Below are 21,676 nucleotides of genomic sequence, written 5' to 3'. Positions count from 1 at the left end.
GAACCTCCCATGAACCACAACCTCTATCTACAGTTCTACCCACACTTCGAGCGCCAGCCCAACAAGGTGCTGATGGATACGCTGGACGGCAAGCGTTACCGCTATGGCGATGTGCTTTCCACCAGCCGCAAACTTGCAAGCGTCTTGCTGGAACTGGGCGTAAGCCCCGGCGACCGGGTTGCGGTGCAGGTCGATAAAAGCCCTGAAATCGTCATGCTCTACCTTGCCTGCCTGCAGGTGGGGGCGGTCTACCTGCCGCTCAATACGGCCTACACCGACAGCGAAATTCGCTACTTCTTGCAGGACGCCGAGCCGCACCTGTTTGTCTGCCGCCCGGCGGTACTTGAAGAAGCGACAGCCATCACCGCCGCCACAGGAGTGGCCCACGTGGAAAGCCTGGGCACCAAAGCCGACGGCAGCCTGATGGAAAAAGCCACCCGCGCAACGGAAAGCGAGACGGTGTGCGAAGTGGGCGAAGATGACCTGGCCGCGATCCTGTATACCTCCGGCACGACCGGGCGCTCCAAGGGCGCAATGCTGAGCCACAAGAACCTGGCCTCCAACAGTCAGGCGCTGAGCGAGGCGTGGCAGTATACCGATCAGGACCACCTGATCCACGCGCTGCCCATCTTTCATACCCACGGGCTATTCGTGGCCTGCAATATCACGCTGATCAATGGCGCCTCGATGACGTTCCTGCCCAAGCTGGACGTGGACGAGCTGCTCGACCTGATGCCTCACGCCACCGTGCTGATGGGCGTACCCACCTTCTATACCCGCCTGCTGGACTCCAAGCGCCTGAACCGTGATGTCGTTGCCAACATGCGCTTGTTCATTTCGGGCTCGGCGCCGCTGCTGGCTGAAACCCACGAAGCGTTCGAAGCCCGCACCGGCCACGCCATTCTCGAGCGTTACGGCATGACCGAAACCAACATGAACACCTCTAACCCTTATGACGGCAAGCGCCGCCCAGGCACGGTGGGCATGCCGTTACCCGGCGTGGAAGTGCGCATTGCCGACCGTGAAAGCGGCAAGGCACTTGCCCAGGGCGAAACCGGCATGGTGGAGATGCGCGGGCCTAACGTGTTTCAGGGGTATTGGCGCATGCCGGAGAAGACTCAGGCCGAGTTTCGAGAAGACGGTTTCTTCATTACCGGCGACCTGGGGCTTATCGACGAGCACGGCTATCTGAACATCGTGGGTCGTGACAAGGACCTGGTGATCTCCGGTGGTTACAACGTCTATCCCAAGGAAGTGGAGCAATTGATCGACGAGCTGCCGGGCGTGGTCGAATCGGCGGTGATTGGGGTGCCTCACGGCGACCTGGGCGAAGGCGTAGTCGCCGTCGTGGTGCCCGATACAGAAAAGAGCGTGAGTGAGACGCAGGTGCTGGACGCCCTCAAGAACCAGCTGGCCCGCTACAAGCAGCCAAAGCGGATCTTCTTTACCGAAGCACTGCCGCGTAACGTCATGGGCAAGGTGCAGAAGAATCAGCTGCGCAGTACCTACCAGGATACCTTTGCACGGGAGGGAGCCGCCGCCAACGTTTGATATCGACATACCCGCAGGCAGGCCCATGCCCGCCTGCGGCCTGTAACTACATCAGTGCCTGACAACAACGATAATATAGGAAAATCGCCATGGTAATTTACGGTGTAGCCCTCTTGGCAGGGTGCATGCTGGTAGGCCTGTGGGCCGGAGACGTGCTGGGCATGCTGCTCGGCGTGGAATCCAACGTGGGTGGGGTCGGCATCGCGATGCTGATGCTGATCTTTCTGGGCGGCTATCTGATGGACAAGAAAAAGATGCCCGCCAGTACCGAAAGCGGCATCACGTTCTGGAATGGCATGTACATTCCGATCGTGGTGGCCATGGCCGCCAGCCAGAACGTGGCGGCAGCGATCGATGGCGGCATGATTGCGCTGCTGGCAAGCCTTCTGGCGGTCGTGGCAAGCTTTGCGCTGGTGCCCTGTCTCAACCGCCTGGGTCGCGCCAAATCGGAAACGCCCCAGCCGAAAAAGGACAAGCCCACCGCTTTGAAGCAGGATGCACGCCAGCGCAAAAGCGCCTCCTCCCCCGTCAGCGCTCGCGCGCGCCATGCCCGCTAACCGGAGGCTGCCCTCATGATCGAATCCTTCGTTACTCAACTTGAAAAACAGCACCTGATTGCCGCCTTTGCCCTGGTGGGCGGCGCCATGTATCTCTCTTACCTGATCAGCGACAAGCTGACCCACGGGCGCGTGCATGGCTCGGCCATTGCCATCATGGTGGGCCTGGCGCTTGCCTATTTTGGCGGCATCCATACCGGGGGCAGCAAAGGGCTTGCCGATATCAGCCTGTTTGCCGGACTGGGGTTGATGGGCGGTGGCATGTTGCGCGACCTGGCCATCATTGCCACGGCCTACGGGGTTCGCTTTCAAGAGATCCGCGAAGCGGGCATCAGCGGTATCATTGCGCTGTTTCTGGGTGTCATTGTCTCGTTTATCGCGGGCGTTGCCGTCGCGTATGCGTTTGGCTACCGCGACCCGGTGTCACTGACCACCATCGGCGCCGGTACCGTCACCTATATCGTCGGCCCGATTGCCGGCGCCTCGATTGGCGCCCCTTCGGATATCATCGCACTCTCGATTGCCGCTGGCCTGTTCAAGTCGATCCTGGTGATGATCCTCACGCCCATGGCCGCTCGCCATATCGGCCTGGACAACCCTCGCTCGGCCATGATCTTCGGCGGCTTGATGGGCACCACCAGCGGCGTGGCCGCCGGGCTTGCCGCCACCGACCCCAAACTGGTGCCCTACGGCGCCATGACAGCCACTTTCTACACCGGTTTGGGTGCCCTGCTGGCGCCTTCGGTTCTGTATATCGCCGTTCGTGCGGTGTTCTAGATAGGCACCAGCCGCGCCATGCTCGCATGGCGCAGGTGGCGGGTCAGCTCGGCCAGCAGGGTGCCGCCGCTGCGCCAGTAGTGCCAGTAAAGCGGTACATCGATAAAGCGCTCGGGGCACAGCTCGACAAGTTCCCCGCGCGCCAATTGTTTCTCTACCTGAAGCTCGGGCACCATCCCCCATCCAAGCCCACCTTGCAAAAAGCGTACGAAGCCTTCAGAAGAGGGGCATACATGGTAGGCAAAATCGCCCTTCATCCCCAGCGCAGCCAGGTAGTGATGCTGTAACTGGTCGTCCACGCCAAATACGATGGCGGGTGCCTTCGCGCTGGGGGCTGCCAACGGTTCACTGGTATGGTTCAGTGCCTTGGCGCTGGGCGGTGCCAAACTCGCCCCCTGGCTTTCGCGGCCGTCCATCTGGCGGCTCATTGATATCAGCGTTGCCGCCATGATGATTTTCATCAGCGTTCAGTTACTTATGAATGCTTTCTAATCTTTCCTGCCAACTTACTAACACATAGTCCTTGTCGCATCTTGATTCACTTTTATCAATAATCACCACACTCTTTAGGCATCTGACTACTGAATCTTAACTTACATAAACGCTCTGCTCGTCAATTCACTGCTAGCCTTAGGTGGCTGGCGTATTTATTACGGACGATCCTTTTTATTGATCATACAGGAGTGATCCAATGGTTATTAAAACAGCCAAGGACCTTTTTACTCATTTGCTTTCCGATACGAACAGTGCCGAAAAGCAGATTACGAAAGCCCTGCCCAAGCTGGCCCGCGCGGCCGACGACCCTCAGCTTGCCGAAGCGTTCAAACATCACCTGGAAGAGACACAAGGCCAGCTGGAAAGGCTCGAAAAAGTGGCAGAGAGCCTGCCTGACATCCGCATCAAGCGTATCAAGTGCCACGCAATGGAAGGCTTGATCGAAGAGGGCGAGGAACTGATCGATGCAACCGAGAAAGGCCCGGTTCGTGATGCTGGCTTGATCGGTGCAGCGCAAAAAGTGGAGCATTATGAAATCGCCACGTATGGGACGCTGTGTGCACTGGCGGAGCAGCTAGGCTATACGGAAGCGAAGCAACTTCTGGCGCAGACGCTGGAAGAAGAGAAAAGCACAGATGATAAGCTTTCCAAACTGGCAGAACGTAACGTCAACCAGAAGGCTGGCTGACGTCATATAAAAAATCGAAGAGGTGAACCTGCCTAGTTCGCCTTGTTCGGTATTGCTGCAACCATGTTATAGATCGCAATGAAACCAACAGTTTATTGAGTAGGGTGATGCCATTAAACTGCTCACCCTATTTTTTATGTTTCATCATTACTATAAATAATAGCTACTGCATTTTTATATTTATGCGGTTCGATTGCCTTTACCACCACTATAAAAGAAAGCAACGATTAACGGCTGTACTGCCTTGCCAAGCTAATTCTGAACTGCACCGCTTTCTCGCCTCCTGGGTCAGGAATGTCAATATTGATCGCCAATCAATGCAGCTTATGAGAAGCTCTAGGGATGAAAGCGCAAACTCCCGATAACCCTCCTCCAGAGCGGGACATCGAAGACCCGCCGATGACGCTAAAGCGTGCCTTATGGGTAGGTGTGGCCGCGCTTAGTTTCGGCATAGGCGTATTGGGCATATTTCTACCGCTGTTACCGACCACCGAGTTCATGCTGGGTGCCGTTTACTGCGCGTCAAAAGGCTCGCCGCGTTTTGAAGCGTGGATTCGTTCACGGCGCTATGTCGGGCCGCTCATCAGAAACTGGGAGTGCGAACGCGCCATCTCTCGGCGTGCCAAACTGGTCGCGGTCAGCATGATTGGCGCAAGCGCGCTGTTTATTCTGCTGCATCTGAGCAACGGCTGGCTGCGGTGGAGCATCATTGCGCTTTTGGCAGGCGTAGCCGCGTGGCTGGCGACACGCCCGGAACCCACACCCGACGATGAGCGGGATTCCGGACGGTGAACCATCGGCTAACGGTGGGTCATACGACAGGCGTTTGCCGCATCATGGCGCTTTCAGCGATGCGACAAGTATAGCGGTTCGGTACTCGTACCTTGATGGCCTGCCAGCTTGAATCGCTCGACGGCGCTCACCAGCTGTTGCGCCTGCTGCTTGAGACTGGCCGCCGCGGCGGCAGACTCCTCGACCAGAGCGGCGTTTTGCTGCGTGGTCTGGTCAAGCTGGCTGATCGCTTCACTCACCTGCCCCACGGCGCTACTCTGCTCGCTACTGGCATTACTGATTTCACTGACGATATCACTGACCCGCTGAATGGATGTCACGATCTCCTGCATGGTGGTGCCTGCCTGATCAACCAGCACAGATCCTTTTTCGACACGCTCGACACTGACACCGATCAGCTCCTTGATCTCCTTCGCGGCGACGGCGCTACGCTGGGCCAGATTACGCACCTCGCTTGCCACCACGGCAAAGCCTCGCCCCTGTTCGCCTGCTCGGGCCGCCTCGACGGATGCGTTCAGCGCCAGGATATTGGTCTGAAATGCAATGCTGTCGATGACGCCGACAATCTCATGGATCTGCTGGCTGCTGTCGTTGATGCCGCGCATGGTATCAACGACCTTTTCGACCACATCGCCGCCCTGTTTCGCTACACTACTGGCACTGCTGGCCAACTGACTGGCCGTATGCGCATTGTCCGCGTTCTGTGTAGCACTTGATCCCATCTGTTCGATGGATGCCGACGTTTCTTCAAGCGCGGACGCTTGCACTTCCGTACGTTGGCTCAAGTCACTATTGCCCAGCGCTATCTGACTACTGGCAGTCGCCACACTTTCTGCGTTGCTACGTACCTCTGCTACCACGCTGCCCAGGCTCTTGATCATGGAGCTTTGGGCCATCAACAGTTGGCCAATCTCGTTACGCGAGAAGGATTCGACACGACTGGTCAGGTCCCCCTTTGCGACCGCTTGTGCCTGGTCGACCGCTTGGCTCAACGGGCGGGTAATACCGCGTGTAATGACAATAGCGACCCATATTGATACCAGTACCGCGATCACCCCAAGGCCGACCGTTTCCATCATGGACGTACGATACTGGGCAGCACTGTGCTCCATGTCGCGCCTGGCCTTATCAAGCTGCAGATCGATAATTTCGCTGATGATGCTGCTGATAGGATCGATGGAGGCGTAGAGCGGCCCATCGTATGCGTCCAATTGGCCGATTATCGTGCCAGAGTAGGTTTTCAGCGTATTTTCCAGCTCACGCACGGCAACGTCGGCAGGGCCAAAACGCGTTTTCGCCTCCTCCGCCAGACGCGCTTCTTCAGGCGTCAGCGATGTGGCCATATAGATGTCCCATTCCAGTGCGATCGTATCGCGGGCGTTACGCACTGCGCTTAACGCCTCTTCGGCCGTGATCATGCCCGAATTAGCTTTATTGACGGTATCGATGACGTTGACGGCATAAGCATCGGAAATCACCTTGAGTCCCCGCAGCGGGATTACGCGATCTTCGTAAAGGGACTGCATGGTTTGATTGACGTTTTTCAGGCTGAGCGAACTCAGCACGCCACTGAAAACCAAGAACAGAACGGCGACCAGAAAACCAAGGCCGATCTGCTTGCTGATAGACAGGTGTTTAAACTGCATTTTAAGCTCCGGGATGTATAAGGATAAGCGCTTACCTCAAGCCGGCCCGAAGGGGGATTCATGGCGTCATGGGGAAGTTTCGCCATGTCGAGCCGGCTCGATTTGAAACATCACACTCATCTAGACGAAGGAAGGGGAGGAGAAATCACCTGCTTGCATGAGCAAGCGAAGAAACAGCGCTCTTGTAGGGATACCTGAATCGGTATGGTGACTATTGAGCAAGCAATATGTTTAAAGGCGTGTCGCACATCCCCAATAGCCAACAGCGCGCTGGCAATATCGGCACTGCAAGCAAATACTTTAGATCAAGGAAGGTTATCCAGGCATTTGCCTATCTTCAGCTGACTACCGGCTCGCCATTGGCATACTTGATCCAGGTCTTGCCCAGATGGTTGCGTAACTCGCGCCCTACCCGCACGCCATCACGCGCCTCCAGCGCGGCCAGTATGGCTTCGTGCTCTTCCATGGCCGTGGCCCATTTTTCGTTTTTCTGATTGGAAAGATAGCGCACCCGGTATAGCTGACGGCTGAGAGTGGCGTGCATATCGATCAGGGTGGTGTTGCCGGAAAGCGCCACGATCCGGTTGTGGATATCCTGGTTCAGACGAAAGTAGTTCTGGCGATCCCGCCGTAGAAAAGCGGCCTTCATCTCGTAATGCAGCGCCTGAAACTCGGCGATATCGTCATCGCTGGCCAAGGCGCAGGTCAGCTCTGCCGCCGCCTGTTCAAGCACACTGAGTACATAGGCTTTCTCTTTCATGTCCGCGGCGCTGACATCGGCCACGACCGCCCCCCGGTTGGGGGAGATGACCACCAGTCCTTCGGTGGCAAGAATCTTTAGCGCTTCACGAAGTGGCGTGCGCGACACCTGCAGCTCGACGGCAAGCGTGCGCTCTGGCAAGCGTTGGCCGGGCTGAAAATGGTCCATCACGATATGTTCACGTAAATAGTTCGCGACCTTTTCGACAAGCCCGGCATGATTTGACTGAGCGATATCTTGCATAGGTATATTCACTTTACTTAGTCATCGCCAAGGATGGCATACCAGAAAACTTCTTTCAAACTACCACACTCATCGGCTAGAGGGACGTTTTGTTTAGTTGATTCAAGGTGATGGTCATCAATTTGTCATCACCGAGACTAAAGTAGCATGCCTCTTTTATTGACCCCTCAAATGGTATACCACAACATTCTCACTATCTGTAAATCGTCTCCAGGCGGCAACTACGTATCCATACGTTAATGGTCATGTTGCGCAATGCTCTGACCTGAACAGGGAATACCCCATTACTATGAATTATTTACAACACTTCAGCACGACCAAGGTAGTAGAAGCCTGTATTGCAGGCGCAGGCGATTTTGGTCGTGGGGTACTGCGTCAGGCACGCCAGATGCAAGGACTATCGGCGCGTATCGCGATCGATATCAATCCTGAAAAGGCAGCTGAAGCCTTGCGCCATGCGGGTATTCCTGAATCAGAGATAATGGTATGCCACTCTCAAGACGAGGCTGAAAGTGCTTGGCAAGCAGGTGCCTTCATTGCCACGTCCTCCTTTGATACGGTAAAGAGCCTGCCCTTCGATATCCTGGTCGAGTCCACCGGCATTCCCGATGTAGGTGCACGCTATGCCGAGGCCGCTCTGCTGGCAGGCAAGCATGTCGGCATTGCTACCAAAGAGACCGAATCGGTCGTGGGACCTTACCTGACACGCCTGGCAGAACAGCAGGGTTGCCTGTTCACACCGCTGGATGGCGATCAGCCAAGTCTGCTGATCGGCCTGGTGACCTGGGCGAATACGCTGGGTTTTGAAATCATCTCCGCGGGCAAGAGTAGCGAATACGACTTTATCTGGGATGAAGCGCAAGGCACGGTTACCTGCAACGGCACCGCCTTTGACGCCGCCGAGATGACTTCGCTCTGGCAGCTTGATGACAACGATGCCCGTGCAACGGTTCAGGCACGCAGCCAGGCACTTTCCGCCATTGCGCAAATCTCGGTGCCGGATCTGTGTGAAATGGTCAACGTTGCCAACGCAACGGGGCTGGCGCCGGATCTGCCCGAATTTCACGCCATGATACTCAGGACCATTGAAGTACCTACGTTGCTGGATACCCAGGAGAAAGGTGGCGTACTGGAAGGCAACGGCCGTCTTGAGGTTTTCAACTGCCTGCGCCGCCCGGATGAACTCAGCTTTGCCGGTGGTGTTTTCGTGGTGGTGCGCTGCGAAGACCCGCACGTATGGACACTCCTGCGCGACAAGGGCCACGTGCTGAGCCGTAGCGGTGACAGCGCCATGGTATATCTGCCCCGCCATTTACTGGGCCTAGAAGCGCCCATTTCGCTGCTGGATGTCGTGCTGAATGGCCTGACGTCCGGCGGTGGGCACGCTACCACGCCCAAGTTTGACCTGACCGCACGGGCGACCCAGCCCATCGCTGCAGGCCAGTTGCTCGAAATGAAGGGGCACCATCGACACATCGACGGCCTGCGCCCGGAAATTCATCCGGCCGCGGCCCTGGCGGGCGATGCCCAGGTGCCGTTTTACCTGCTGCCGGGCGCCGAGGTCATCCGTGATATCGCGCCAGGCCAGCCGATCACGCTGGCCGATGTCCGGCTGCCTGCCTCGAGACTGCATGAGCTTCGCCTTGAACAGGACGCTCTCTTCTACGGTAACGATAGTCAGTAACTCATTGCGGAGCGGCTTGGTTGGTCGCTCCGTTTCCAATCGCAGTGATCTTAAAAGCAACAATAACCAACCGGAGAAAAACATGCCTATCACGCACAGTATTAAATACGCCACGCTCGCGTTTGCCCTCCTGGGTGTTGCCACCGGCGCAAGCGCCAGCGACGCCGATGACTTCCCCAGCAAACCCATTCAGTTTCTGGTAGCAGCCGGTGCCGGTGGCGGCACCGACAACTTCGCCCGCGTCGTGCGTCCGATGTTTGAAGAAGCCCTTGGCGGCGCGCGCATCACCGTGGTCAACCTTCCCGCGGCGTCAGGCGCCTTGGCGCACCAGCGTACCGCGACAAGCGCCGCTGACGGCCACACGCTGGACTTTGCCTCGACAACGCTTGTGACCTCGCTGGCGGCCGGCCAGAACCCCGTGGGTCTGGACCAGGTAACGCCGGTGGCGCGCATGCAGTCCGACGTGATGGCGCTGTTTGTCAACCCTGAGCGCTTTCCAGACTTCGAATCCTTCGTCCAGTACGCCGAAGAGAACCCCGGCAAGGTGACCGTGGGCGGCACACATACCGCAAGCCCTGACCATGTGGCGTTCTTGTCACTGCGTGACGCCTCTGGCCTGGACATGAACTTCATCCCCTACGACAGCACCGGCAACGCCACCGCCAACGTGCTGGGTGGCAACATCGATGCGACCACCACGTCACTCAGCCCGCTTTTGAGCTACATCGAAGCCGGCCAGATGATGCCGATTCTGGTATTCAGCGACGAGCGTCTTGAAGACTACCCGGACGTGCCGACCACGGTCGAAAACGACTGGGACCTGACCGATGGCAATGACCGGGCCATTTTCGTGCATGCCGATACGCCAGCGCCGATCCTGCAACGCCTGGAAGACGCTTTCAAGACGGTGTACGACTCCGAGGATTACCAGAGCTACGCCGAGCGCGTAAACCTTGACTACCGCGAGGGCTGGATGGGTAGCGACGAGTACCGCCAGCGCCTTGAGAACAACTACGAGCTTTACTCTCGTCTGCTGAAAAACGACTAAGCCGGCGCTCGCTGGTAGGTGGAGGGCGCCCCCTCCTATCTTCATCTGGAAGACCGGCCTTGCGGGCCGGTCTTCCAATGTCAGCTTCAGGGTCTCCCATGCACGCCAGGATCACTATTTTTGCACTCGGGGTCTTGTCACTTGCCGTGATCAGCCTTTACCCCACGCTGCAATTTCCAAGCTCTGCGCAGGTATCCACCTTTATCGGCCCGCGCGTTTGGCCGCTGACACTTCTCGGTATTCTGTTCACGCTTGGTCTTGTGCTGCTCGCCATCACGCTACGTGATCGCAAGCAGGCACTGGCGGCCGAGCCGCCGTCCTCTCAAGAGTCCAGCGAGAACGCCGAGCTACCGCCCCCCCGCTTCTCTCTAGCCCGTACGCGCCACTGGTGGTTCATGGCCGCAGCGGTGGCGTACACGCTGCTGATGCAGAGCGTCGGCTTTCTCGTCGCCAGTCTGATATTCACGCTGGCAGGCACGCTGCTGCTGGGTGCCCGCTCGTGGGTCACCGTGGTCATTACGTTAGTGGTTGCCGCCGTGCTGATGCAAGGCGTCTTCGTTTCGCTGCTCGGCATTCCCATGCCGTAAGGCTGACCCATGACAAACCCAACTTTCTAGGGAGTCGATCATGCTGGAACATTTTTTGGGCGGGTTGGCCGTGGTGATGCAGCCACTCAATCTGCTGCTTCTGACCTCTGCCGTCTTCATCGGCTTCATCGGCGGTGCGCTGCCCGGTATCAGCGGCGTCATTCTGGTCGTCATTCTTCTGCCGGTCACTTATGGCATGGAGCCGACCACGGCGTTCATGGTGCTGACCGCCATCTACGGCGCCACGGTCTTTTCAGGTCTTATCACTGCCATTTTATACCGCGCCCCCGGCACGCCCGAGGCCGTGATGACAGCCTTTGACGGCTACCCCATGACCCAGCGCGGCGAAGCAGGCAAGGCGCTGGGCATCGGCGTGCTGAGTTCGGCCATCGGCGGTATCGTGGGCACCATCGCCTTGATCATCTTCACCCCGATGCTGGCCAAGATGGCGCTGAAGTTCTCCTCCCCGGAGTACTTTGCTCTGGCCGTGCTGGGCTTGACCGTGGTTGCCTCCCTGGGCGGGCGGCTGATTTATGGCCTGATCGGCGCCGCCTTGGGGTTGTTGATTGCCACCGTGGGCATCGACCCGCTTACCGGTACCAGCCGCTATACCTTTGGCAATCTCAACCTGGCCGAGGGCGTAGGCTTGATTCCGGTGATCGTTGGCCTGTTTGCCGTCTCCGAAGTCATGAAACGCACGCTGGATCATGGAAGCCATCAGCCGTTGACCAAGGTGAAGGTCAAGATCTTCGACCTGCCCATTCTGCGCCAGATCGGCATGACCCTATCGCGCTCCTCGATCATTGGTGTCGTCATCGGCATTCTGCCGGGCATCGGGGCCAGTACCGCGGCCATGGTGAGCTACAGCGAAACGGTTCGCTGGTCCAAGCACCCCGAGAAGTTCGGCAAGGGAGCCCCGGAAGGCATTGCCGCGCCGGAGTCGGCCAACAACGCTGCCGCCATGGGCGCGCTGGTACCGCTGTTTGCGCTGGGCATTCCCGGCAGCGGTACCACCGCCGTCATTCTGGGCGCGTTCATCATGCACGGCCTGCAGCCCGGGCCGATGTTCATGCTGACCAGCAGCGACTTGATCTATGCCGTCTTTGCCGGCCTGTTCATCGTCAACTTCATGATTTTGCTCTTCTCGAAGCCGTTCATCATGCTGTTTACCAAGCTATTGAATGTGCCCTACTCGGCGCTTGGCCCCATCATCATCATGTGCTGTATCGTAGGCACCTACTCGGTGCGCAACTCGCTGTTCGATGTATGGCTGATGCTGGGCTTTGGCGTGGCGGGCTATTTGCTCGAGAAGATCAACTTCCCTCTGGTATCGATCATTCTGGGCCTGGTGCTGGGGCCCATTGCAGAAAGCGAACTGCGCCGGGCGCTTTCCATGTCGCAAGGCGACGTCAGCATCTTCCTGACACGTCCCATCAGCGCCACGCTGCTGGGTATTGCCCTGCTTCTGCTGGCCGTCACGCTGATCACGCCGCTGATCAAGCGCGCACGCCGTAACGCTACCGCCTGACGCGCGTACCCTGGAGAATGCTATGACCATCGTACTGGGCGCTATCGCCGACGATTTCACCGGTGCTACCGACCTTGCCAACAACCTAGTACGCGGCGGCATGCGCTGCGTTCAAGTCATCGGCGTGCCGAACACCCTGCCCAACCTGAGCCAGGTGGATGCCGTGGTGGTGGCGCTCAAATCACGCTCCTGCCCGGTTGACGAGGCCGTCACCGACTCGCTGGCCGCCCTTGAATGGCTGCAGGAACAGGGTGCGCGGCAGATCTTCTTCAAATACTGCTCGACCTTCGATTCAACGGATAAAGGCAATATCGGCCCCGTGGCCGATGCGCTGCTGGAGCGTCTGGGGGCGTCCCAGACCGTGATGGTACCGGCGTTCCCGATCAACGGCCGCACGGTCTATCAGGGCCACCTGTTCGTAGGCGACCGGCTACTCAACGACAGCGGCATGCAGAACCATCCGCTGACGCCCATGAACGATGCTGACCTGGTGCGCGTTCTGTCGCGCCAGACGCCTCATGCGGTAGGCCTTGCCAACCGTGCAACCCTTGCCCAGGGAGCCGAGGCCACGCGCCAGCGCCTGGCCACGCTTGCTGCTGACGGCGTTCGCCATGTGATCTGCGATACCGTGGAGGAAAGCGACCTGGACGTGCTCGCCGAGGCAACCGTTACCCAGGCGCTCGTTACCGGCGGCTCCGGGCTTGGCCAGGCCTTGCCTGCCCAGTACCGCAAGCAGGGTTGGCTTGCCGACATCGCCGAACCGGGTCGCCTTCAGCCTGCCTCGGGCAGCACGATGGTGCTTTCCGGCAGTTGCTCGCGGGCAACGCTTGCCCAGGTGGATGACTTCCTGGCCCGCCACCCAGGCGCGGGCTTCGCCCTCGACCCGCTCGCTCTTGCCAAGGATGACAAGCAGTGGGAGCAGGCACTGGCATTTGCTTTCGAGCATCTCGAGCAGGAGGCGCCGATGCTGATCTACGCCTCCGCCGACCCTGAGAAGGTCAAGGCCGCCCAGGCCGAGCTAGGGGTCGAGAAAGCCGGTTTCCTCGTGGAGGAAGCCCTCAGCCAGCTCGCCGTTACCCTGGTAACCGAAGGGGTAGGCCGACTACTGGTCGCCGGTGGCGAGACATCGGGTGCGGTGGTGTCCGCACTGGGCATCAAGGCCATGCGCATTGGCGAACAGATCGACCCGGGCGTTCCCTGGACCCAGGCAACCCTTGGCCAACGCGAGGCACCGCTGTCACTTGCTCTCAAGTCGGGCAACTTTGGGGGCGTCGACTTCTTCACCCGCGCATTTGAGGTATTGCCATGAACACTCATGATCAGAACCGGCTGCGCGAGCAGATCAGTACGCTGGGCAAATCCCTGTTCGACCGCGGCCTGACCATGGGCTCGAGCGGCAACATCAGCGTACGCCTGGATGACGGTGGCTGGTTGATGACGCCCACCAACGCCTGCCTTGGGCGGCTGGACCCGGCGCGTATCTCTCACCTGGATACCCAGGGCCAACTGGTCAGCGGCGACAAGCCCACCAAGGAGCAGTTCCTGCACATGGCGATGTACGATGAGCGCCCGCAATCCGGCGCCATCGTTCACCTGCACTCCACGCATTCGGTCGCGGTGTCCTGCCTGCCGGGTATCGACCCCTGCGACTGCATCCCGCCGCTGACGGCCTACTACGCCATGCGGGTGGGTAAGCTGCCGCTGGTGCCGTATCACATCCCTGGCGACCACAAGTTGGGCGACGCGGTACGCGGCCTGGCCGGCAAGCACAGCGCGGTACTGCTGGCCAACCACGGCCCGGTGGTCGCGGGCAAGAATCTCGAAGCTGCGGTCTATGCCACCGAAGAGCTCGAAGAGACCGCCAAGCTGTTCTTGCTGCTGCGCGGTGAAAACCCGCGAGTGCTGACCCCGGAACAGGTCGCCGAGCTGGAAGCGCGTTTCCCACGCGACTAGCAGTGCCGCAATTACCGTTCGACCTGCAAAAGCGAAGCCCGAGGCTTCGCTTTTTGCTTGGCCTGTGTGGCGTTCAGCTCGGCCTATCGATAAGCTCAATATCGAGCCACCACGTGCTTTCAAGTGGTTAGGTCAAGAATCGATATTTCAAGGGGTGGACTCCATGGGCGATGAAGAGAAATACACCAGTACCGAGGAGCAGTTGCTGTATCTTCAAAAGCGGCTGGATGAAGAAGACACGGCTGCCTTGAACGAGCTGTTCGAGAGCCTCGACATTCTCGCGATTGCGCGCACGCTAGAGTCTTTTCCCGCCAGGACCCGTGATCGGCTGTGGATGTACATCCCCGAGGAGCTGCTCGGTGAAGTGCTTGCCGAAGTCGAGGAAGGCATTCGTGGCGACTATATCGAGGGCCTGAGCGCCAGCGATGTCGAACAGATCGTCAAAGGCCTGGATGCTCAGGAGGTCGCCGAGGTTCTCGATGTTACCGATGATGAGATCAAGACCACGGTCTATGCCAGCCTCGACCAGGAGATTCGGGCCCAGGTCGAAAACCTCTACACCTATGAAGAGGACATGGTGGGCCGCTACATGGACCCGGAAACGGTCAATGTAAAACAGGGTGTATCCCTGGAGGCGGTACAACGCTACATCCGTATTCATCACCTTCTGGATGATGAGTCCCAGCAGATCATGATTACCGACAAGGATAAACGCCTGCTGGGCACCCTGACGCTGATCGACCTGATCAAGCAGGCGCAGGAAAGCAGCGTCGATGAATTCATGGATGACGCCCCCTACACCCTCAATGACCAGATGAAAGTCAGCGACGCCGCCGCGCTGCTGCGCTCCAAGGAGCTGCCCTTCGTGGCGGTATGCAACAGCGAAGGCCAGCTCGTGGGGCAGTTGAACACTACCGACATTCTGGAGATCACCCAGGAGGATGCGGACATGACGTTGAAGCACATGTCCGGCGTCAGTGACGAAGAAGAGGTATTTACTCCCATCTTTCGCAGTGCCAGAAGCCGGGGTGTCTGGCTGGGCATCAACCTGCTGACCGCCTTTCTCGCGGCCTTCGTGATTGGCCGGTTCGAAGCCGTACTGGACCAGATCGTGGCACTTGCCATCCTGATGCCCGTCGTTGCCAGCATGGGCGGCATCGCGGGAAGCCAGACCCTGACGGTGGTCATACGCGGCTTGGCGCTTGGCCAACTGGCTGGTAACAACAAGCAGTGGCTGTATAACAAGGAACTGTGGGTAGGCATGAGCAATGGCCTGGTGTGGGCACTCGTAGTCGGCGTTGTGTCCTACTTGTGGTTCAGCGACCCGCTCATTACCCTGGTGATCACGCTGGCGATTTTCATCAACATGAGCCTTGCCAATCTGTCGGGCGTCCTGATCCCTTTGGTGCTGAAAAGGTTGCAGATCGACCCGGCACTCTCCGGCGCGGTGATCCTGACGACCGTCACCGACGTGGTCGGCTTTCTCTCGTTTCTGGGGCTTGCCACGGTGATTATCCTGTAACCAGACACCCAGGCCAGCGTTATCCGATATCAACTGACTGGTCGTTATCACGCTTATGCGGCGTTATAATGGGCGACGGATAACGATAAGTGGAAAACGTCAGCGTCTGGCGGCTCTCGGGTAGAGCGCTGACGACGTATTAGGAGGAAACATGACGGGGCCAAACGATACGCTGTATATGGCGCTCACTCATGAGCTGCCGGGGTTTCTCAGCAAATCATTGCTACAGTGCAAGCGTTTGCCCGCCCTGCCCTCCGTTGCCCTTCGCGTGCTGGATATTGCGCGCTCGCCCAAAGCAACGCTGAGCGACTATGCCAAGGCGATCGAGAACGACCCGGCACTCACGCTGCGCCTGATAGCCCTGGCCAACAGCGCCTATTACGCGCGCAGCACCGCCCGCGCCCAGACGTGCCTGGATGCCATGCAGCGCCTGGGGCTGAACGCAACGCTTGCGGTGATACTCGGCTTTACCCTGTTCACGCATGCCCAGGGCCACGATTACCACTGCCGCATGTGGCAGCGCTCCATCACCTCGGCCCTGATTGCCCGCTACCTGGCCGAGCAGCTTTGCCCGGAAAGCAGCGGTACCGCATTTACCCTGGCCCTGCTGCAGGATATCGGCATACTGGCGCTTCAGGCGGCCTACCCCGAGGAGGCTGACACTCTGTATGCCGATGCCGCACTTTCTCACGGGGACATCGCCCAGGGTGAACTGGCGCATTTTGGCTGCGACCACACCCTGGTAGGCGCCTGGCTTGCCGCCAAATGGGGCATGCCGGACGCCACGGTCATGGCCATACGCCAAAGCCACGACAGCTTTCTGGTGAAGGACAAGGTGCTGCTGTGCATGCGCGTCTCCGGCCCGATTGCAGATGCCTGGCTCTCGCGAAGCGCAGCGTCAAAACTGGCCGCCGTGCTGTATCAATTGAAAAGCGTAAGCCATACCAGCGCGCTGGAACTGGATGACGTGCTCCACCATGTTCAGCAGCAAAGCGACATACTCGCCAATGCGTTGAGAATGACCGCCCCGGTCGACATCGACAGCACGACCCTGCTGAGCGAAGCCCACCAGCTGCTTTTCCAGCACACCTTGGCGCTGGGCACGCAGCTGGACGACCAGCAGCAGGCGCTAGTCTCGCTACGCTCCCCTGACGCCGACCGCCAGACACACAGCCTGCGCGATGCCTCGCGCGCCATTCGCCGCTCGGGTTTGACCCGTAACACTGGAAAAACCTGATTCTGCCTTGAGTGCCACGCCACCAAGGGCGGCCTGATAGGTTAGCGGTTCATGGTGTAGGGCAGGTAGAGCGCAATCGCCGGATACCAACAACAGGAGTCGTCATGGCCGTTCCCCTGCTCAACTGCGATATGGGCGAAAGCTTCGGTAACTGGCCCCTTGGCCTGGATGCCGAGGTCATGCCTTATGTTGACTGCGCCAATATCGCCTGTGGCTTTCACGCCTCCGACCCTCATGTGATGCGCCGCACGGTCGCGCTGGCCGCTGAACATGGCGTGCGTATCGGCGCCCATCCGGGCTATCCGGATCTGGTGGGGTTTGGCCGACGCTCCATGGCCTGCTCGGCGGCGGAAGTCGAGGACATGATGCTTTATCAGGCCGGTGCGCTTGCCGGCATCTGCCGCGCCGAAGGCACCGAGCTTGCCTATATCAAGCCCCACGGTGCCATGTATAACGACATGGCGGCCAATCTGGAGCTGCTGGAAGGTGCCATGCGCGCCGTGCGGGCGTTTGATCCACGTTTGCCGCTGATGGTGATGTCCACTGCGGATGCCGATTCGCACCGCGAACTGGCCGCCAGAATGGGCATCACGCTGTGGTTCGAGACCTTTGCCGACCGCGCTTATGAAGCCAACGGCCACCTGGCCTCGCGCCGACTGCCGGGGGCGGTGCATCACGACCAGGCCACCATCGTCGCTCAGGCCATTGCCCTGGCCAAGGGCGAGGCGCTGACCGCGCGTGACGGCACGTCGCTGTACCTGCCCTGCGATACGCTTTGCGTGCATGGCGACAACCCTGAATCCATGGCGGCCGTACACGCCATCCGCCAGGCCTTTCAAGCGTTGGAGTCAGTGTGAAGCCACGTCTGGAAACCGCTGCCATGGACGCGCTGACCGTGCGTTTATTCGATACCATCGATGAAGGCAACATGGCATGGATCATCCCCGCCGATACCGCCTTGCGTCATGCATTCGGTAATGCGCTGATCGACCTGATCCCTTCCTACACCACGCTGCTGGTTCACTACGACTGCCGACAGCTGGGCTTTGTCGAGGCTACGGCCCTGGCGCGAAACGCTCTGAATGATTTACAGCCTGCCGATATTCAGAATGGCCAGCTGCATGAAATCCCGGTGTGGTACGACGCAAGCGTCGGCCCCGAGCTGGCCCCGGTCGCCAAGCGCGCCGGCCTCAGCGTCGAGCAGTTGATTACACGCCACTGTGGCCACGATTACTGCGTGTTTGCCCTGGGTTTTGCACCGGGTTATGGCTTCATGGGCCTGGTGGATGAGGCCCTGGCCACGCCGCGCCTGACAACACCGCGCCAGCGCGTGGCCGCCGGAAGCGTGGGTATCGCCGACCGGCAAACCGCTATCTATCCGCTGCTTTCACCCGGCGGCTGGAACATTCTGGGCCGCACCGCCGTGCCGCTATTCGAGTACGCCAAACGCGGCGAGCCACTCTTTCGCCCCGGCGACAAGGTACGCTTCAAGGCAATTTCGAAAGCGGAATTTGAAGCGGCAGGCGGCGATATCACCCCGCTGGCGGAGCGCTCATGAGCACCGCCACCCTGAGCGTGAAACAGGCCGGGCCACTGGCGCTGATCCAGGATGGCGGGCGGTTCGGGGTCGGCCATCTTGGTGTTACCCAGAGCGGCGCGGCGGACTGGATCTCGTTTTACTGGGCCAACTGGCTGCTGGGCAATCCGCTGGACAGCACCGCGCTCGAGATCGTGCTGGGTGGCAACCTGACCCTGGAAGCCAGCCACGACGCTTGCCTGGCCCTGGCCGGCGCCGACCTGGATGCCCGGATCGACGATCACCCCCTGGCGCCTAATACCTGCTTTACCCTGAAAGCCGGGCAGCGCTTGATATTTCGTCAGCCGCGCGCCGGGCTGCGGGCCTATCTCGCCTTTCCGGGCGGGCTGAAGGCACCGGAAGTCCTCGGCAGCCGCGCCTGCACCGCCCGCGAGCAGCTCGGTGGCCTGCACGAAGACGGCAAGCCGCTGCAAACCGGCGACCAGCTTGTCTGGCTGAGCGAGAAGCCCCAGGCCGTTCGTCAGTTGCCCGAGGCGCTCGTCCCGGCCATGCCCGCTCAGCACTGCACGCTTCCGCTGGTGCTGGGCTCCCAGGCCGCCCACTTTGCCGGGCGCAGCCTTTATCAGGTATTCAACCAGCCGTGGAAGGTGGACCAGCGCGCCGACCGCATGGGCGTTCGCCTGACCGGCCAGGCGCTGAACAGCAGGCTTGGCGGGATCATTTCTGAAGGCATTCCCCTGGGTGCCGTCCAGATACCGCCGGACGGTCAGCCCATCGTGCTGATGAACGACCGCCAGACGATTGGCGGCTACCCTCGCATCGGCGCGATTACACCAAGCGCCTGCGCCCGTCTCTCCCAGTGCCTGCCCGGCACCGAGGTGTGGCTACAGCCGGTGAGTGCCACCCAGGCGCAGGTAGATCATCGAAAGCAGCTGGCGGTGTGGCGCTAAGCATAAGCATCGAGTCACCCGGTGGGTGCCTTGATGCGGGTTAATTAAAGGCGAGAGGACACTGCCGGGGCATCCTGCTTCCTGCGCCCCAGCTCATCATCAACCGCGCCCAGAAACGCCTCAGCGGACGGCATGTGGGGCGTGGTCACCAGGCTGACGCTTACAAACAAAAGCGTGGCGACAACGATTCCCCAGACCCCGGCAGGCAGGCCAAGCAGCGAATTACCCGTGGCGTACATCAGCAGCACAAAGGCGCTGGTGCCCAGCACGCTTGCCAGCGCCCCGGCGGCCGTACCGCGCCGCCAGTAAAACGCGCCAATGATGGCAGGCACGACGGCCACCAGGCCTGACGACGTGGCCACGGACAGCACGGCGATCAGGTCCAGCTGCAGCTCGGCAAAGCCAAGCGCCAGCAGGGCGATCACGGGAATCACGATCTTGCCCATCAACAGTTGGCGCTTCTCGTTCGCCTCCGGTTTGGCGTTGGCATACACATCCCGCGAGAGCATGGAGGCCAGGGTCAGCATGATCGAATCAATGGTGGACACCGCCGCCGCCATGATACCCACCATGACGATGACGCCCAGCACCGGCGGTACCAGGTTGGAGGCCAACAGCGTAGGCGTTGCCAGATCCGCACGGGCAAGATCCGGGAATGCCGCCAGTGCGGAAAAACCCCACAGCACCGACACCAGCGTATAGATAAGGCCGAACACCAGAAAGCCGATCAGCATCTGGCGCATGGCGCGCAGCGAAGATGGCATGAACAAGCGCTGGCTGACCTGGGGATTGGAAAGGCTGAAAAAGAACCAGGGAATGCTCAGCCCCAGAAAGGTTACCAGGCTGAAGACGCCTGAACCCGGTACGCTCAGCGACGCCGGATGCTCGGTTTCAAGAGTACCGAACAGGCCACTGAAGCCGCCCAGCCCCTGGACCACCAGAAAGGCGACCAGGGTGGAGGCGACAATCATCATCAGCGCCTGGAGGGAGTCGGTCCACATGACCGAGCGGATACCGGCAATGTAGGAGAAGAAAATGGCAATGGCCGTGGCGAGCACGATGCCCGTGGTAAAGGAGATGGCCCCACCCGTCATTCCCTGCAGCAGGTAGCCCACCCCAGCCAGTTGAACAGCAGAGTACGGAATCAAGAACACACAGCTGGCAAGCGAAACCGCCATGGCCACGTGCCGACTGTTATAGCGATGCCCCAGCATCTCGCTGGGTGTGACAAACCCGAACTTCCTGCCCACCGCCCAGAACCGAGGGCCAAAAACAGCCACCAGCGATACACCGGCAAAGTAGATGATCTCAAAGCCCAGCGCCCCGACACCGCCGGCATAGGTAAGGCCGGCAAGCCCCACCATCATGAAGGCGCTATAGGTGGTGGCGCTGTAACTCAGTGCCGAAACCACACCGTTCATCTGCCGGTTACCCAGAAAATAGCCTGACATGCTGTCGGCCGCGCCCTGGCGTGAAAGCACGGCAATCCCGGTCGCTGCCAGTATATAGAGGGCAATCGACCACCAGATCATCGACTCACTCATGGCCATGATCCTCGAAATCCCGGGTAATGAAGATATTCAGGGCGATGACGGCCACCCCCGCACAGGCCCAGAACAGAAAGCTGCCGTACCAGGCCGCCACATTGGTCAAAAGTGTATAAGGCACCAGGCAGCTCAAGAGCACCACGCACCAGACCGCCCATATCCATTTGCTGCGCTTCACCATTCACCTCGTATTTCAGCATGACGCAAGCATGTTCATGCCCGCCTACGGCTGGATAATCGATAGCCTAAATACAGGCTTGCCATAGCCAAGCATACCGCAAACGCCGCGGCTCTCCCTCCGCCATGCAGGCATCGCCGCCTACGTAGTCTATGCCTACCATTAAAATGACAGTGATCGAGCCTGAGTGGCAGGTGTAAACATCTCGGTTTTAGCGGCATCGCTGATCAGGTGCTTGGTCCCGGCATGTAACGGTTTATGGCATGCCCCCTACACTCCTGGGCCATACAACTGACTACTCTAAGGAAAAAGTCATTCTCGACGAGTTTCGTCAGTTAATCAGCCAGTGCATAGTGTCGCTGGCGGCCCCATCATGCGGCGAAAACTACCAACCAC

The 21,676-nt window shown here is 59.5% G+C and carries 22 protein-coding genes; 17 read left to right on the top strand and 5 right to left on the bottom strand.

Going from position 1 to position 21,676, the window contains the following annotated elements; all coding sequences use genetic code 11:
* Positions 1-9 precede the first annotated feature (9 nt).
* From HW452_RS12870 to madM, 3 genes are all read left to right on the top strand, one after another.
* On the top strand, positions 10-1,551 hold the full coding sequence (locus tag HW452_RS12870) for a malonate--CoA ligase (protein ID WP_224106515.1): 1,542 nt from the start codon (positions 10-12) through the stop codon (positions 1,549-1,551).
* Between the two features lie 89 nt (positions 1,552-1,640).
* On the top strand, positions 1,641-2,108 hold the full coding sequence (gene madL, locus HW452_RS12865; RefSeq protein ID WP_224106514.1) for a malonate transporter subunit MadL: 468 nt from the start codon (positions 1,641-1,643) through the stop codon (positions 2,106-2,108).
* 15 nt (positions 2,109-2,123) lie between these two features.
* Positions 2,124-2,885: a malonate transporter subunit MadM gene (gene madM / locus HW452_RS12860; protein WP_224106513.1), complete on the top strand. Its 762-nt coding sequence runs from the start codon at positions 2,124-2,126 to the stop codon at positions 2,883-2,885.
* Here madM and HW452_RS12855 read toward each other — a convergent pair.
* Complete coding sequence (locus HW452_RS12855) at positions 2,882-3,184, bottom strand: hypothetical protein (protein ID WP_224106512.1); 303 nt, start codon at positions 3,182-3,184, stop codon at positions 2,882-2,884. The genes madM and HW452_RS12855 overlap by 4 nt on opposite strands.
* Before the next feature lie 10 nt (positions 3,185-3,194).
* Here HW452_RS12855 and HW452_RS12850 point away from each other — a divergent pair, with 10 nt between their 5' ends.
* The 3 genes from HW452_RS12850 to HW452_RS12840 all read left to right on the top strand — a co-directional run bounded on the left by HW452_RS12850 (position 3,195) and on the right by HW452_RS12840 (position 4,860).
* Positions 3,195-3,377, top strand: a complete 183-nt coding sequence (locus tag HW452_RS12850) for a LysE family transporter (RefSeq protein ID WP_224106511.1) — start codon at positions 3,195-3,197, stop codon at positions 3,375-3,377.
* A 199-nt stretch (positions 3,378-3,576) separates the two neighbouring features.
* The gene (locus tag HW452_RS12845; protein ID WP_224106510.1) at positions 3,577-4,068 is read left to right on the top strand and encodes a ferritin-like domain-containing protein; all 492 of its coding nucleotides are present in this window, start codon (positions 3,577-3,579) and stop codon (positions 4,066-4,068) included.
* A gap of 342 nt (positions 4,069-4,410) precedes the next feature.
* Positions 4,411-4,860 (top strand): YbaN family protein, encoded by a 450-nt coding sequence (locus HW452_RS12840; protein WP_224106509.1) that lies wholly within the window; start codon positions 4,411-4,413, stop codon positions 4,858-4,860.
* A gap of 53 nt (positions 4,861-4,913) precedes the next feature.
* Here HW452_RS12840 and HW452_RS12835 read toward each other — a convergent pair whose 3' ends face one another.
* On the bottom strand, positions 4,914-6,506 hold the full coding sequence (locus tag HW452_RS12835) for a methyl-accepting chemotaxis protein (protein ID WP_224106508.1): 1,593 nt from the start codon (positions 6,504-6,506) through the stop codon (positions 4,914-4,916).
* A gap of 337 nt (positions 6,507-6,843) precedes the next feature.
* Positions 6,844-7,509 carry a GntR family transcriptional regulator gene (locus tag HW452_RS12830; protein ID WP_224106507.1) on the bottom strand — a complete coding sequence of 222 codons (666 nt, stop codon included), beginning with the start codon at positions 7,507-7,509 and terminating at the stop codon, positions 6,844-6,846.
* A 289-nt stretch (positions 7,510-7,798) separates the two neighbouring features.
* On the opposite strand from HW452_RS12830, the gene HW452_RS12825 reads away from it, so the two are divergent.
* From HW452_RS12825 to HW452_RS12775, 11 genes are all read left to right on the top strand, one after another.
* Positions 7,799-9,193 carry an NAD(P)H-dependent oxidoreductase gene (locus HW452_RS12825; RefSeq protein ID WP_224106506.1) on the top strand — a complete coding sequence of 465 codons (1,395 nt, stop codon included), beginning with the start codon at positions 7,799-7,801 and terminating at the stop codon, positions 9,191-9,193.
* An 82-nt stretch (positions 9,194-9,275) separates the two neighbouring features.
* A complete protein-coding gene (locus HW452_RS12820) occupies positions 9,276-10,241 on the top strand; it encodes a Bug family tripartite tricarboxylate transporter substrate binding protein (protein ID WP_224106505.1) in 966 nt (321 codons plus the stop codon).
* A gap of 98 nt (positions 10,242-10,339) precedes the next feature.
* On the top strand, positions 10,340-10,828 hold the full coding sequence (locus HW452_RS12815) for a tripartite tricarboxylate transporter TctB family protein (RefSeq protein WP_224106504.1): 489 nt from the start codon (positions 10,340-10,342) through the stop codon (positions 10,826-10,828).
* 40 nt (positions 10,829-10,868) lie between these two features.
* Complete coding sequence (locus HW452_RS12810; RefSeq protein WP_224106503.1) at positions 10,869-12,356, top strand: tripartite tricarboxylate transporter permease; 1,488 nt, start codon at positions 10,869-10,871, stop codon at positions 12,354-12,356.
* A 22-nt stretch (positions 12,357-12,378) separates the two neighbouring features.
* Positions 12,379-13,665, top strand: a complete 1,287-nt coding sequence (gene otnK / locus HW452_RS12805) for a 3-oxo-tetronate kinase (protein WP_224106502.1) — start codon at positions 12,379-12,381, stop codon at positions 13,663-13,665.
* Complete coding sequence (gene otnC, locus HW452_RS12800; RefSeq protein WP_224106501.1) at positions 13,662-14,309, top strand: 3-oxo-tetronate 4-phosphate decarboxylase; 648 nt, start codon at positions 13,662-13,664, stop codon at positions 14,307-14,309. The genes otnK and otnC overlap by 4 nt, the downstream gene beginning before the upstream one ends.
* 163 nt (positions 14,310-14,472) lie before the next feature.
* A complete protein-coding gene (gene mgtE, locus HW452_RS12795) occupies positions 14,473-15,831 on the top strand; it encodes a magnesium transporter (RefSeq protein WP_224106500.1) in 1,359 nt (452 codons plus the stop codon).
* Between the two features lie 151 nt (positions 15,832-15,982).
* The gene (locus HW452_RS12790; RefSeq protein ID WP_224106499.1) at positions 15,983-17,068 is read left to right on the top strand and encodes an HDOD domain-containing protein; all 1,086 of its coding nucleotides are present in this window, start codon (positions 15,983-15,985) and stop codon (positions 17,066-17,068) included.
* A gap of 104 nt (positions 17,069-17,172) precedes the next feature.
* Positions 17,173-17,925 carry a 5-oxoprolinase subunit PxpA gene (locus tag HW452_RS12785; RefSeq protein WP_224106498.1) on the top strand — a complete coding sequence of 251 codons (753 nt, stop codon included), beginning with the start codon at positions 17,173-17,175 and terminating at the stop codon, positions 17,923-17,925.
* Positions 17,922-18,626 carry a 5-oxoprolinase subunit B family protein gene (locus HW452_RS12780; protein WP_224106497.1) on the top strand — a complete coding sequence of 235 codons (705 nt, stop codon included), beginning with the start codon at positions 17,922-17,924 and terminating at the stop codon, positions 18,624-18,626. The genes HW452_RS12785 and HW452_RS12780 overlap by 4 nt, the downstream gene beginning before the upstream one ends.
* Positions 18,623-19,555, top strand: a complete 933-nt coding sequence (locus tag HW452_RS12775; RefSeq protein WP_224106496.1) for a biotin-dependent carboxyltransferase family protein — start codon at positions 18,623-18,625, stop codon at positions 19,553-19,555. Before HW452_RS12780 ends, HW452_RS12775 begins: the two co-directional genes overlap by 4 nt.
* A 44-nt stretch (positions 19,556-19,599) precedes the next feature.
* Here HW452_RS12775 and HW452_RS12770 read toward each other — a convergent pair whose 3' ends face one another.
* Together HW452_RS12770 and HW452_RS12765 are read right to left on the bottom strand one after the other, a co-directional pair.
* Positions 19,600-21,099, bottom strand: a complete 1,500-nt coding sequence (locus HW452_RS12770; RefSeq protein WP_224106495.1) for a sodium:solute symporter family protein — start codon at positions 21,097-21,099, stop codon at positions 19,600-19,602.
* Positions 21,092-21,283 (bottom strand): hypothetical protein, encoded by a 192-nt coding sequence (locus HW452_RS12765; protein WP_263433655.1) that lies wholly within the window; start codon positions 21,281-21,283, stop codon positions 21,092-21,094. Before HW452_RS12765 ends, HW452_RS12770 begins: the two co-directional genes overlap by 8 nt.
* Positions 21,284-21,676 lie beyond the last annotated feature (393 nt).

This window comes from Vreelandella aquamarina (assembly GCF_020075495.1).
Classification (GTDB): Bacteria; Pseudomonadota; Gammaproteobacteria; order Pseudomonadales; family Halomonadaceae; genus Vreelandella; species Vreelandella aquamarina_A.
Note: the sequence above shows the minus strand (reverse complement) of the source record. Positions and strands in the feature narration are given on the sequence as shown.

Excerpts from the sequence above, each read along its gene's own strand:
- HW452_RS12770 (WP_224106495.1), bottom strand. The coding sequence starts at position 21,099 with ATGAGTGAGTCGATGATCTGGTGGTCGATTGCCCTCTATATACTGGCA.
- HW452_RS12840 (WP_224106509.1), top strand. The coding sequence starts at position 4,411 with ATGAAAGCGCAAACTCCCGATAACCCTCCTCCAGAGCGGGACATCGAA.
- madL (WP_224106514.1), top strand. The coding sequence starts at position 1,641 with ATGGTAATTTACGGTGTAGCCCTCTTGGCAGGGTGCATGCTGGTAGGC.
- HW452_RS12830 (WP_224106507.1), bottom strand. The coding sequence starts at position 7,509 with ATGCAAGATATCGCTCAGTCAAATCATGCCGGGCTTGTCGAAAAGGTC.
- HW452_RS12790 (WP_224106499.1), top strand. The coding sequence starts at position 15,983 with ATGACGGGGCCAAACGATACGCTGTATATGGCGCTCACTCATGAGCTG.
- HW452_RS12785 (WP_224106498.1), top strand. The coding sequence starts at position 17,173 with ATGGCCGTTCCCCTGCTCAACTGCGATATGGGCGAAAGCTTCGGTAAC.
- HW452_RS12815 (WP_224106504.1), top strand. The coding sequence starts at position 10,340 with ATGCACGCCAGGATCACTATTTTTGCACTCGGGGTCTTGTCACTTGCC.
- otnK (WP_224106502.1), top strand. The coding sequence starts at position 12,379 with ATGACCATCGTACTGGGCGCTATCGCCGACGATTTCACCGGTGCTACC.
- HW452_RS12810 (WP_224106503.1), top strand. The coding sequence starts at position 10,869 with ATGCTGGAACATTTTTTGGGCGGGTTGGCCGTGGTGATGCAGCCACTC.
- madM (WP_224106513.1), top strand. The coding sequence starts at position 2,124 with ATGATCGAATCCTTCGTTACTCAACTTGAAAAACAGCACCTGATTGCC.
- HW452_RS12835 (WP_224106508.1), bottom strand. The coding sequence starts at position 6,506 with ATGCAGTTTAAACACCTGTCTATCAGCAAGCAGATCGGCCTTGGTTTT.
- HW452_RS12775 (WP_224106496.1), top strand. The coding sequence starts at position 18,623 with ATGAGCACCGCCACCCTGAGCGTGAAACAGGCCGGGCCACTGGCGCTG.
- HW452_RS12850 (WP_224106511.1), top strand. The coding sequence starts at position 3,195 with ATGGCGGGTGCCTTCGCGCTGGGGGCTGCCAACGGTTCACTGGTATGG.
- HW452_RS12870 (WP_224106515.1), top strand. The coding sequence starts at position 10 with ATGAACCACAACCTCTATCTACAGTTCTACCCACACTTCGAGCGCCAG.
- mgtE (WP_224106500.1), top strand. The coding sequence starts at position 14,473 with ATGGGCGATGAAGAGAAATACACCAGTACCGAGGAGCAGTTGCTGTAT.
- otnC (WP_224106501.1), top strand. The coding sequence starts at position 13,662 with ATGAACACTCATGATCAGAACCGGCTGCGCGAGCAGATCAGTACGCTG.
- HW452_RS12765 (WP_263433655.1), bottom strand. The coding sequence starts at position 21,283 with ATGGTGAAGCGCAGCAAATGGATATGGGCGGTCTGGTGCGTGGTGCTC.
- HW452_RS12820 (WP_224106505.1), top strand. The coding sequence starts at position 9,276 with ATGCCTATCACGCACAGTATTAAATACGCCACGCTCGCGTTTGCCCTC.
- HW452_RS12845 (WP_224106510.1), top strand. The coding sequence starts at position 3,577 with ATGGTTATTAAAACAGCCAAGGACCTTTTTACTCATTTGCTTTCCGAT.
- HW452_RS12825 (WP_224106506.1), top strand. The coding sequence starts at position 7,799 with ATGAATTATTTACAACACTTCAGCACGACCAAGGTAGTAGAAGCCTGT.